Annotated in this window: 9 protein-coding genes; 8 read left to right on the top strand and 1 reads right to left on the bottom strand. The window is 64.0% G+C overall.

Annotated features, from left to right (window positions below):
- Positions 1-94: 94 nt before the first annotated feature.
- Positions 95-1,447 (bottom strand): Nramp family divalent metal transporter, encoded by a 1,353-nt coding sequence (locus P73_RS05155; RefSeq protein WP_043868756.1) that lies wholly within the window; start codon positions 1,445-1,447, stop codon positions 95-97.
- A 483-nt stretch (positions 1,448-1,930) separates the two neighbouring features.
- Here P73_RS05155 and P73_RS05150 point away from each other — a divergent pair, with 483 nt between their 5' ends.
- From P73_RS05150 to P73_RS05120, 8 genes are all read left to right on the top strand, one after another.
- Entirely contained in the window at positions 1,931-3,517 is a 1,587-nt protein-coding gene (locus P73_RS05150; protein WP_245629269.1) for an ABC transporter ATP-binding protein/permease, read from the top strand.
- Positions 3,514-5,250, top strand: a complete 1,737-nt coding sequence (locus tag P73_RS05145; RefSeq protein ID WP_052453042.1) for an amino acid ABC transporter ATP-binding/permease protein — start codon at positions 3,514-3,516, stop codon at positions 5,248-5,250. The genes P73_RS05150 and P73_RS05145 overlap by 4 nt, the downstream gene beginning before the upstream one ends.
- Positions 5,240-6,844, top strand: a complete 1,605-nt coding sequence (locus P73_RS05140) for a cytochrome ubiquinol oxidase subunit I (RefSeq protein WP_043868755.1) — start codon at positions 5,240-5,242, stop codon at positions 6,842-6,844. Before P73_RS05145 ends, P73_RS05140 begins: the two co-directional genes overlap by 11 nt.
- 7 nt (positions 6,845-6,851) lie before the next feature.
- Positions 6,852-8,012, top strand: a complete 1,161-nt coding sequence (cydB, locus tag P73_RS05135; RefSeq protein WP_043868754.1) for a cytochrome d ubiquinol oxidase subunit II — start codon at positions 6,852-6,854, stop codon at positions 8,010-8,012.
- Positions 8,013-8,030: 18 nt separating this feature from the next.
- Positions 8,031-8,147, top strand: a complete 117-nt coding sequence (gene cydX / locus P73_RS24790; RefSeq protein WP_074743364.1) for a cytochrome bd-I oxidase subunit CydX — start codon at positions 8,031-8,033, stop codon at positions 8,145-8,147.
- 291 nt (positions 8,148-8,438) lie between these two features.
- The gene (locus P73_RS05130) at positions 8,439-9,374 is read left to right on the top strand and encodes a cation diffusion facilitator family transporter (protein WP_043868753.1); all 936 of its coding nucleotides are present in this window, start codon (positions 8,439-8,441) and stop codon (positions 9,372-9,374) included.
- A gap of 193 nt (positions 9,375-9,567) precedes the next feature.
- Positions 9,568-9,855, top strand: coding sequence for a TFIIB-type zinc ribbon-containing protein (locus P73_RS24785; RefSeq protein ID WP_202966937.1), 288 nt, complete (start codon positions 9,568-9,570; stop codon positions 9,853-9,855).
- Positions 9,856-9,946: 91 nt separating this feature from the next.
- Positions 9,947-12,310: a heavy metal translocating P-type ATPase gene (locus P73_RS05120; protein ID WP_043868751.1), complete on the top strand. Its 2,364-nt coding sequence runs from the start codon at positions 9,947-9,949 to the stop codon at positions 12,308-12,310.
- Positions 12,311-12,312: the final 2 nt, after the last annotated feature.

The raw sequence follows: 12,312 nt of genomic DNA, 5'->3' as shown, positions 1-12,312 counted from the left end.
CGTGAGCAGGAGGCGATTGGCCAGTGCCGCTCATTCCAGACCCAATAGACAAAGAATCCTGCCCAACCTATTCGAAGGTCTCAACGGTTCCTGTTCAGCCCCCGGCGATGGATGTCAGCAGGTTGAGATTCAGCCAGATAATGGTGACGGCGATCACGGCGCATAGTGAGGTCAGCCAAAGCGGCGCAACCAGATCGCCCATCTTCTTCCGGCTGGCGGTGAACATGACCAGCGGCACGATGGCAAAGGGCAACTGAAAGCTCAGTACCACCTGGCTGAGGATCAGAAGTCGCCCCATCTCGGCGCTGCCCCAGATCAGGATAACCAGCACTGCCGGCACGATGGCGATGGAGCGGGTGATAAGCCGCCTGAGAACCGGGCTGATGCGGAAATTGATGAAGCCCTCCATCACGATCTGCCCAGCCATGGTCGCAGTCACCGTGGCGTTCAGCCCCGAGCACAGAAGTGCAATACCGAACAGCGTCGGCGCCAGTGATCCACCCAGAAGCGGGGCCAACAGCGCATGGGCCTGATCTATCTCGACGATCTCGGTATTGCCGGTTGAGTGGAAGGTGGCCGCCGCCAGGATCAGGATCGAGGCGTTGATCACCAGCGCCAGCATCAGCGCGATGGTGGAATCCCATGTCGCCATGCGCAGCGCCTGATGCCGTGCGTCGGGGGCGGTGCCCCAGTTACGTGTCTGCACGATGCCCGAATGCAGATAGAGGTTATGCGGCATCACCGTTGCCCCGATGATGCCAAGCGCAAGATATAGCATTTCGGGGTTGGTCGCGATCTCGACCGAAGGGGCAAAACCTATGATCACCGCATTCCAGTCCGGGTCGGCCATGGCGATCTGCACGAAGAAACAGGCCGAAATCACCACAAGCAGCGTGATGACAAAGGCCTCGACCCAACGAAAGCCGCGGTTTTGCAGCCAGAGGATCAGGAACACGTCGACGGCAGTCAGGAACACCCCGATCTCCAGCGGGATGCCGAACAGCAGGTTCAGGCCGATGGCGACGCCGATCACCTCGGCCAGATCGGTGGCGATGATCGCGGCTTCGGCAAAGAGCCAGAGCGGCCAGGAGACCCAGGACGGAAAGGCGTCGCGGCAGGCCTGCGCCAGATCGCGCCCCGACCCGATGGCAAGCCGCGCGCACAAGGATTGCAGCAGGATCGCCATGATGTTCGACAACAGCGCAACGAACAGCAGCGTATAGCCGAATTTCGCCCCGCCAGCCAGCGAGGTGGCCCAGTTGCCTGGGTCCATGTAGCCTACGGCGACCAGATAGCCCGGCCCGACAAAGGCCATAAACCGCCGCCAAGGCGTGCGCCCCTGCGGCACCACGACCGAGCCATAGACCTCGGACAGCGAGGGCATCGGGCTTTGGCTGCGCCAGCCTTCGGACGGTTGGAAGCGTGGAGTGGGGGCCTTGACTGTCATGGCGACTCTGTTGCGAATGATTTGCAGTTGCAAGTTATTCGCAACAGAGCCCAGAGGTCAACTGCTGACGGCTTCTAGCCTCCAGTCAGACTTTGCGACTTGTCATGTAGGGCGCAGGCTCGAGGCATTGGTTTGGATGCTCAGAATGCTTGGCCACCATAGCGCTGAAAATTTTATGAGCTGGCTTGGTGAAATTCAGCCCAAGACCTTGATCGTTTCCCTGGAGTTTTGAGGTCGCGTTAAATTGAACTTTGGCTGCTGCGGCGAATTGTCAGAGACATAATGTCCAATCGTCAAATCCTGCAGATCAGATGAGTTATTTGGGCAGAACCAGCATGTGGCCACTTTTGAAGTGGTCGCTCTGATGAACCATGCGGACAACTCATGACTGTTAACCGATCCACTCGGCATGGAAGCCGTACGCTTGCAAGGCTGGACGGATCTCCGGCACTGCGGAGGGCCGCAATCCTTTCTATTTTGTCCGTGCTTGTCTGGCCGGTGCAGGCGGCGCTGATCGCTTGGGCCATATCGGATCTGATCGCGGGCGAGGTGCCGGCCTGGTATGCGGCGCTGCTGTTCATCCTGCTCAGCGGGGTGCGCGCGGGTCTGGACTGGCGGGCCGAAGCGGCGGCGCAGGTCGAGGCATCGCGCAGCATTGCCGATCTGCGATTGCAGCTGCTGGAGGCGGCGGTCTGGCGCTCCCCCTCGGGACCGGGCGAGGATGCGGCCGCACAGGCAGCTTTGATGGGCGAGAAAGCGGCTATGCTGCGCCCCTGGCTGGAGAAGTTCCTGCCCGCCATGGCCCGTGCCCGGATCGTGCCGTTGGTGATCCTGGGGCTGGTCGCCAGCCAGAGCTGGACAGCGGCGCTGGCACTTGCGGTCACAGGGCCGCTGATCCCGGTCTTCATGATGTTGATCGGCTATGCGGCGCAGGCGGCCTCGCGTGATCATCTGGTCGAAGCGGGGGCGCTGAACCGGCTGCTGATGGACCGCATCGCGGCCCTTGCCGACTTGCGGTTTCTGGGCGCCGTGGGCCAGGCCGGAGCCGATCTGGAAACCCGCGCCACTGATCTGCGCGAACGGGTGATGAAGGTTCTGCGCCTTGCCTTCCTGTCCTCGACGGTGCTGGAGCTGATGGCCTCGCTCGGGGTGGCGCTGGTCGCGGTGCAGATGGGGGTCTCGCTTCTTGGGCTGGTGTCCTGGGGCGGGTGGGGCGGACAGATCAGCGCCTTCGGGGCGATCTTCGTTCTGCTGATCGTGCCGGAGTTTTATCAGCCGATGCGGGATCTGGCAGCGTCCTGGCATGATCGGGCGGCGGCAATGGCGGTGATGGACGAGGCGCGGGCCGCTCTGGCGCAGGAGGGGCCGCGCATCCTGGGCGAGGGCGCAGCCCCTCCTGCCCGCTGCGACAGGCCCTTGCCGCTGCGCTGGCAAGGGCTGGTAATTTCGCCCGGGCAGGATGCTGCGATTGCTGTGCCGGACGGATGCCTGTTGCCCCGGACGGCCACGGCGGTCACGGGGCCAAGCGGGATCGGAAAGACCACATTGCTCGGCACGCTTGCGGGACTGCGCCCGGCCCTGTCCGGCACCATCCGCTATGGCGATATCCGTCTCTCGGACGCGACAGCTACAGGTCTGCGCGGTGCAATAGGCTGGCTGCCGCAACAGCCGCGCTTTCCGGCGATGAGCCTGCGCCGCTGGCTGCGCCTTGCCGCACCGGATGCCACTGACGACACCCTGACCGAGGCGCTGCATCGCGCGCGCGCCGGTCATGTCCTGGCCGCGCTGCCGCAGGGCCTTGGCACCCGTCTTGGCGAGACCGGCGGCGGTGTCTCGGGCGGTGAGGCGCGCAGGCTGATGATCGCCCGCGCGCTGCTTGCCCCCCCGACGCTTCTGCTGGCGGATGAGCCGACTGCGGATCTGGACGCGACCTCCGCGCAAGAGATTACCGGGGCGCTTCTGGCACTGCGCGAATTGGGCAGCGCGCTGCTGATCGCGACACATGACGCGCGGCTGATCGGGGCGATGGATCACGTCATCGCGCTGCGGGCCGGGAGGGAGGCTGCATGAGACATCTTGCCGCCGTCATCCGGGAAATGAACGCGGGCAATGGTCGTCATTTGCGGCGCGCGGCCGTTCTAGCGGCGATGGTGCCGCTTGCGGGGGCCGCCCTTCTGGGCCTCTCGGGATGGTTCATCACCGCATCCGCGATGGCGGGTGCGGCCGGGCTTGGCCTTGTCTTCGATTTTCTGCGCCCCTCGGGTGGCATCCGAACGCTGACGCTGATCCGCGCCGCCTCGCGCTATGGCGAGCGGCTGCTGGGGCATGATGCTACGCTGCGGGCGCTGGAACGGCTGCGGCTGCGGCTGTTCCGTGATCTTTCCGCTGTGCCGCTTCCTACGCTGGCGCGGCGCCATTCGGCGCAGATGCTTAACCGGCTGACCGCCGATGTGGAGGCGCTTGAAGGGCTGCTGATCCGTCTGGTCTTCCCGACGATTGCGGCGGCGCTGTCGCTGCTGGTCGGGCTGGCGGTGATCTGGATCATCGGCGGCGGGGCGCTTGCCGGGGCCTTGGCGGCCATCTGGGCGATGGGAATCCTGTGCCTTGCGCGGCTGGCCGGGGCCGGACAGCGCGCCCAGGCCCGTCGGGAAGAGGCGGCTTTGCAGGCGATCCGGTCACGCTCGGCTGGGCTGCTGGCGCTGCGCGGCGATCTGCTGATGCAGGGGCTGCTGCCGCAGGGGCTTGACCAGACAAAGGCGGCGATCGCCCACGCGGCTCTGGCGCGCAGCGGTCAGGATCTGATGGGTCGTCTGGCGGGGGTGGTGATGCACCTCACGCCGAGCATGGCGATTGCCGCGACGCTGATCCTAGGGGGCAGCCTTTCGCCGGCGCTGCTGCTGACGGTGATCCTGATCAATCTTGCCCTGACCGAATGCCTTCGGCTGTTGTGGCGTGGCTGGTCCGAGCGGGGTCGGATAGAACTTGCGGCCCGCAATCTTGCGCGGCGGGTTCCGGATGCCCAACCGGCGACGGCGGAGATGCCGGCACCCCTTCGCCCCGGCGCAGCACTCCTGACCGTCAACAAGCTTGTCGTGCGCGCCCATGGCAGCGGCAGGGAGCTGAGCGCGCCTCTGGATTTCACGCTGTACCCTGGCGAAACACTGGCGATCCATGCGCCATCGGGCGCGGGCAAATCCACCCTTCTGGCAATGTTGGCCGGAGCAGCCGCGTCAAAGCCGGGCGAGATCACCCTTCTGGGCCGCGATCTGTGCGAATGGCCCGAATCCGATCTGCGCGCCCGGCTGACGCTGGTGCCGCAGCGGCCCGCGCTGATCGCCGGATCGCTGGCCAACAATCTCCGCATTGCCGATCCGCAGGCCGATGACGCGGCACTTGCGGCGGTGATGCAGGCTGTGGCCCTGTCGCATTTTCTTACGACGCCCGAAGGGCTCGTGCGGCAATTGGGCGAGCGTGGCGCGGGCCTTTCGGGCGGCGAGACCCGGCGTCTCGCGCTAGCGCGCGCGCTGTTGCGGCAGCCGGACCTCCTTCTGATCGACGAACCGACCGAGGGGCTGGACCCGGCTAATGCGGCGTCTGTCCTGCAGGGGCTGCGCGCCTGTCTGCCCCGGTCGGGGATCATTCTCGTCTCGCATCGCGAAAGCGATCTGGCCGGTGCCGACCGGCGCCTGCAACTGCCACCGGCTGACCGTGACAGTCAGATGCCACCAGCCGCGCCACCCCTTCCCCACATCACAGTCCGGGGCACCGCCCCCTTCAGAAAGGAGGCCACTGATGGAAATTGATGTCGTTGATCTGTCACGACTGCAATTCGCCGTGACGGCCATGTATCACTTCATCTTCGTGCCGCTGACGCTTGGCCTCTCGCTGCTCGTGGCGATCATGGAGACGGTCTATGTCATGACCCGCCGCCCCATATGGCGGCAGATGACGAAATTCTGGGGCACGCTTTTCGGCATCAATTTCGTGCTGGGCGTCGCCACCGGGATCACGATGGAATTCCAGTTCGGCATGAACTGGAGCTATTACAGCGTCTATGTCGGCGATGTGTTCGGGGCTCCGCTGGCGCTGGAAGGGCTGATGGCCTTTTTCCTTGAGGCGACCTTTGTGGGCCTCTGGTTCTTCGGCTGGGACCGGCTTTCGGCCCGCGCCCATTGCATCGTGGCCTGGTGCGTGGCGATCGGCAGCAATTTCTCGGCGCTGTGGATCCTGATCGCCAATGGCTGGATGCAGAACCCGGTCGGTGCGGTGTTCAACCCCGATACGATGCGGATGGAGATCGAAAGCTTCTTTGAGGTCATCTTCAACCCGGTCGCCCAGGCGAAATTCGTCCATACCGTCAGCGCGGGCTATGTCGCTGCCTCGATCTTCGTCATCGGGGTTTCAAGCTGGTTCCTGCTCAAGGGGCGCCACACCGAACTGGCGCGGCGGTCGATCACGGTGGCCTGCTCTTTCGGTCTGGCCTCTGTCATGGCGGTGATCGTTCTGGGGGATGAAAGCGGCTACGAGACCACCCATGCGCAACGCATGAAGCTGGCCGCGATGGAGGGCATGTGGGAAACGCAGGCAGCCCCCGCATCCTTCACGCTTTTCGGTCTGCCCGACCAGGAGGCGCGCGAGACGCGCTATGCGGTGCATGTTCCCTATGTGATGGGGCTGATCGGCACTCGGTCCCTGACCGAGGAAATTGCCGGCATCGAAGATCTGGTGAAGGAGTCCGAGGAGCGTGTCCGCTCCGGCATCATCGCCTGGGACGCACTCCAGACCATTCGCACCCAGCGTGCGGCTACGCCGCCCGAGGTGCGCGAAACCTTCGAGGCGAACGGCGGCAACCTAGGCTACGGTATGCTGCTGATGCGCTATGTCGAGGATCCGCGCGACGCCACCGAGGCACAGATCGCCCAGGCCGCTGCAGATACGATCCCGACGGTCTGGCCGCTCTTCTGGTCCTTCCGCATCATGGTCGGCGCGGGTTTCCTGATGCTCGGCTTCCTGGCCTACATGTTCTGGCGCACCAATTTCCGCCAGGGGCGCTATCCCACGTGGGTCCTGCGCGGCGCGGTCCTGATGATCCCGGTGCCCTGGATCGCCATCGAGGCCGGCTGGTTCGTGGCCGAGTTCGGGCGCCAGCCCTGGACGGTGGATGGTCTGCTTCCGACCTTCCTGTCGGCAAGCCGCCTGTCTGTCGCAGATCTTCTGATCACGCTGGCGGGCTTCGTCGCGCTTTACACCGTGCTTCTGGTGATCGAGGTCCGGCTGATGCTGGCCGCGATCCGCAAAGGCCCGGTGCAGGATGCGGTAGAAACCGACGCCTGGAACAAAGCGCATCAGGCCCGCCTTTCCGGCGTGCTTGCCACCGATATCAAGCCAGCGGAGTGACCCGAGCATGATCCTGCATGAATTTATCAGCTACGAGATGCTGCGTCTGATCTGGTGGGGGCTGATGGGGTTCCTCCTGATCGGCTTTGCGATGACCGATGGCTTTGACATGGGGGTTGGCGCGCTGTTGCCCTTTGCGGCCCGCACCGATGTCGAGAGGCGCATCGCAATCAACACCATCGGCCCGGTCTGGGAGGGCAACCAAGTCTGGCTGATCCTTGGCGGCGGCGCGATGTTCGCCGCCTGGCCGCCGCTTTATGCGGTCAGCTTCTCGGGGTTCTATCTTGCGATGTTCCTGATCCTTGCGGCCCTGATCCTGCGGCCTGTCGGGTTCAAGTACCGCAACAAGAAAGAGGACCCGAAATGGCGGACCCGCTGGGACTGGGCGCTGTTCATCGGCGGCGCGGTTCCGGCGCTGACCTTTGGCATCGCGGTCGGCAATGCGCTGCAGGGCGTGCCCTTCCAACTGACCGAGATGATGGTGCCGCTTTACCCCGGCAATGCGCTGATGAAGCTGCTCGCGCTGCTTAATCCGTTCGCGCTGCTGGTTGGCATGGTCAGCCTGACCATGCTGATTACCCATGGCGCGGCCTGGCTTTCGTTCAAGGCGGAAGGCATGGTCGCGGTCCGGGCACGCCGGATCGGGGTTGTCACCGGGGCGATTGCGATCCTTGGGTTCCTGGTGGCCGGTCTCTGGCTGGCGGTCGGGATTCCGGCCTATCACTATGTTGGCGTTGTTGATCCCGCAGGCCCGTCAAACCCGCATCTGACTGCGATGGCGCGGGGAGGCTCCTGGCTTGCAACCTATCAGATCCGGCCCTGGATCGCGGTTGCGCCGGTGCTGGGGGTGATCGGTATCGCTCTGGCCGCCTTCGGCCTGTCGCGCGGGGCCGGCGGCTGGTCGCTGCTCGCCTCCAAGCTGGGCATTCTCGGGGTCATCTCGACCGTCGGGCTGACGATGTTTCCGTTCATCCTGCCATCCTCGCTGGATCCGAATTCCTCGCTGACCGTCTGGAATGCCTCCTCGTCGCACCAGACCCTGTTCATCATGCTCGGGGCCACGCTGATCTTCATGCCTGTCATTCTGGCCTATACCGCCTGGGTTTACCGGGTGCTCTGGGGCAAGGTCGGCGCTGACGAGCTGACAAAAAATCCCAATGCCTATTAACCCGGAAGGAGCTCTGAAATGTGGTATTTCGCCTGGATGCTCGGGCTGCCGGTGGCAGCGATGTTCGCAGTCATCAATGCGATGTGGTTTGAAATGAGCGAGGATCGCCGTCATTCCGGCACACCGGAAGGATGAGAACCGACCGTCATGCGGGGTAAGGCGCTGCTCGCAGTTTGCGGGCAGCTGCCGACCTTTCTTGTCTCATCCGCCTTGCTTCCCTGAAACACAACCCTCTCAGCCACTTACGCGGTGCTGACAATGACGGCGAATTGTTCGGGCTGTTGCGCCATCGGGCCAGACTGCTCTGGTCGCGTCCGGTTGAGCAGATTGCGCCCGCGAGGTTTTTCCTTGCACCTATAGTTACTAGAGGTGTCATAGGATGATTCATCAGAAGCCAACCCGCTGATGGGACGCAGGAGAATTAAGATGAGCACCTCTGGATCGGATCCCGCGGCCCACGGCCCGAATGATGGCCACGATCACGCCGAGGTCGTGACGGCCGATAACGAACGGCGCATTCGCTTTGTATTTTTCTTCACCGCATCTTACGCAGCCATACAGGCGGTGGGTGGCTGGATTTCCGGCTCGCTCGCGCTCATCGCGGATTCCGGCCATATGGTGTCAGATGCGGCGGCGCTGCTTCTGGCATTGATCGCCTATCGAGTCGCGCGACGCCCGGCGGACGGCACGCGCACCTACGGTTTTCACCGGGTGCGTGTGCTGGCAGCGCTGGCCAATGGCGCATCTCTGCTCCTTTTGGTGGCTTGGATCACATGGGAAGCGATCCAGCGTTTCAACGCGCCGGTTGAGGTCATGGCCTGGCCGATGCTGATCGTGGCAACAATCGGCCTCCTCGTAAACCTTGGCGGCGTCTGGATCCTGTCACGCGGTCGTAAGGGTGATAGCAACCTGCGCGGCGCAATGCTGCATGTGATCGGCGACCTGCTGGGCTCGGTCGGAGCGATTGCGGCGGCCATCGGCATCATGCTGACGGGCTGGACAGTCCTTGACCCGCTCCTGTCGGTGCTGGTCTCTGTGCTGGTGGTGCGCTCGGCATGGGGGCTGGTGCGCGACTCGCTGCGGGTTCTGTTGCAGGCGGTTCCACGCGGGTTCGACGCGCGCGAGGCCGAAGCGAAACTTTCCGAAGAACTGCCCGAAGTGGCCGAGGCCGGGCATTTCCACGCCTGGACCCTGACGGATGAGACGGTTGTGGCCACGGTGCATGTGACTCCCGCGCCCGGAACGGATCCGCTGTCGCTTCCCGTGCTCGTCGCCGACTGGCTGAAGGCACGTCACGATATTGATCACGTGACGGTTCAGGTCGATCCGCCCGGCGAGCTCTGGCGGGGCGAAGGGCTCTAGCGCCTGACGTCGTCGTGATCTTTGCTCACGCAAACGGGATTTGAACCTCTAGCTACTGGAGGATGCAGGAATTCCATGCCCGCATGACGGGTATGGACTTTCGAATAGGCGCAACATGGACCCTGTTTTTGCATCCGAACCCTCCCGCCGCAGTGGTGGTTTTCCCTGTCCCCATTGCCGGGTCGATCTGGTAATGTCTGACCGCCAGGGCATAGAGATCGACTATTGCCCGCAATGCCGCGGCGTCTGGCTGGACCGGGGTGAGTTGGACAAGATCATCGAGCGCAGCACGGTCGAAATGCCCGCACCCCGGCGGGCAGAGCCACCGCGCAACGATCAGCGCGCCCGGTATGGTGATGATTGCGACGGCGATCACGGTGGTCGGTCGCGTGGTCACGGGCACGACTCGGGCCATGATTCCGGCCACGGCAGAGACCGGCGCGATCACCATGGTTCCTTCCTGCGACGGCTGTTCGACTGAGGTCAGAAATCGCTTGAACCTCTAGTTGCCAGAGGTTGTAGCAATCCGAATCAGTGAAAAGAAGGCCCGGGGTTCCGGGCAGGAGACTGAGATGAGCGAGCCGAAGCGGCAGGAATGGACGGTCAGCGGGATGGATTGCGCCTCCTGCACCGTCAAGGTGACGAAAGCGGTCGAGAAACTGCCCGGGGTCAGCGAGGTTAGGGTCGCGCTGATGACCGAGCGGCTGTCGCTCAATCTTGTGCCGGGCACGACGGACACGTCCGAGATCGAGGGCATCGTCAAACGGCTCGGGTTCGGCATCGTTCCACGTGGCCAGAAACCCGAGGGCAAGAAGACCTTCGTGCTGCCCGAAAGTACCAAACCCGCCCATGTGCATGGCCCCGATTGCAAGGGCCATGACCACGACGATCACGATCATGCAGGGCATGACCACAGTGATCATGACAATTCGGGCCATGATCATTCTGCCCACGAACATGACCATGCAGGCCGGTCTCACAGCAAAGCGGAAAATGCGGTCGTGTCCGACAGCGGCCATGGCAGCCCGGGCCATGTGCATTACGATCCGGCAGATCGCGGCAAAAGCTGGTATCAGACGAAAAAGGGCCAGTTGGTGATCTTTACCGGCATCCTGTTGGCTGCGGCATGGATCTTTGAACTGCTGACCTCAACCGAATGGGGCTATTGGGCCTTTACGCTTGCCTGTGTGATCGGGGTCGCGCCAGTCGCCAAACGTGCGTTCGAGGCACTGCGCCTTGGCCAGCCCTTCACCATCGAAAGCCTGATGACCATCGCCGCCGTGGGCGCGCTGTTCATCGGCGCGGCGGAAGAGGCGGCGCTGGTCGTATTCCTGTTTGCTGTGGGTGAGGTGCTGGAGGGTGTGGCCGCCGGCAAGGCGCGCGACAGCATCCGCGCGCTGGCCAGTCTGGTGCCGAAAACTGCGCTTCTCGAGGAAAACGGCAAGACCCGCGAAGTGTCCGCCGAAAGCCTGCAGATCAATCAACGTGTTCTGGTGCGCCCGGGGGACCGCATTCCGGCGGATGGCGAGATCGCCGAGGGCACCTCTGGCATCGATGAAAGCCCCGTCACCGGCGAAAGCGTGCCGGTCACGCGCGGGCCGGGTGAAAATGTCTTCGCCGGCTCGATCAATACCGAAGCCGTGCTGCGCATCACGGTGACCAAAGCTGCCGCCGACAACACAATCAGCCGCATCATCCAACTGGTCGAAGAGGCCGAGGAGGCCCGCGCGCCGACCGAGCGGTTCATCGACCGGTTCTCGCGTTGGTACATGCCCGCCATTGTCGCCGTCTCGGCGCTGGTGATCCTGATCCCGCCGCTGGCCATGGGCGCCGACTGGGATACCTGGGTCTATCGCGGCCTCGCGCTTTTGCTAATCGGCTGCCCCTGTGCGCTGGTGATTTCGGTCCCGGCCTCCATCGCCTCTGCCCTGTCGTCGGGCGCAAGGAAGGGCCTGTTGATGAAGGGCGGCGCGGTGATCGAGGCCGCCGCCCATGTCAGCCGCATCGCTTTCGACAAGACCGGCACCCTGACCCATGGCAAGCCGCGCGTGACGGATGTCGTCACCGCCCCCGATGTCGCGGAAAGCGATCTGCTGGCGGTCGCGGCAGGCGTGGAAACCGGATCGTCGCATCCGCTGGCGCTGGCGATCCTGAAACGCGCTGAGGCGGCGGGGGTCGAGGCGTTGCCTGCGCGTGATGCCCGCGCCATGGTCGGCAAGGGGGTCGAGGCTCTGGTCGGTGGTGCCAAAGCCTGGGTTTCCTCACCGCGCCACGCTTCTGAGGTGCGCGGCCTGGCGGGCGAGCATATCCGCCGTGCCACAGAACTCGAATCCGAGGGCAAGACCGTGGTCGCGGTGTTCCGCGAGGGACAGCCGCTTGGTCTGATCGCCATGCGCGACGAGCCGCGCACCGATGCCGCCGATGCAATGCGCCAGCTCAAGGCCATGGGGATCTCGCCTGTGATCCTGACTGGCGATAATCCCCGCACAGCTGAAGCCATCGCAGACCAACTCGGCATGGATTTCCGCGCCGAGATGATGCCGGAAGACAAGCTGACCGTGATCCGTGAAATGGTCGCGCAGGGCGGCGTGATGATGATCGGCGACGGCATCAATGACGCCCCGGCGCTGAAACAGGCGGGCGTTGGCGTGGCCATGGGCTCGGGCACCGATGTGGCGCTGGAAACCGCCGATGCGGCGATCCTGCGGGACCGGGTTGTCGATGTGCCGGCGCTGATCCGGCTGGCGCGCGCCACCATGGGCAATATCCGCCAGAATGTGGTGCTGGCGCTTGGGCTCAAGGCGGTGTTTCTCGTGACCTCGGTTCTCGGGATCACGGGACTCTGGATCGCGATCCTCGCCGATACCGGCGCAACGGTTCTGGTGACGCTGAACGCCCTCCGCCTGTTGCGCTTCGATCCATCGAAGGAGGGCTGATC

The organism is Celeribacter indicus (assembly GCF_000819565.1).
In the GTDB taxonomy this organism is placed as follows: Bacteria; Pseudomonadota; Alphaproteobacteria; order Rhodobacterales; family Rhodobacteraceae; genus Celeribacter; species Celeribacter indicus.
This window is presented reverse-complemented; position numbering and strand designations above follow the sequence as displayed.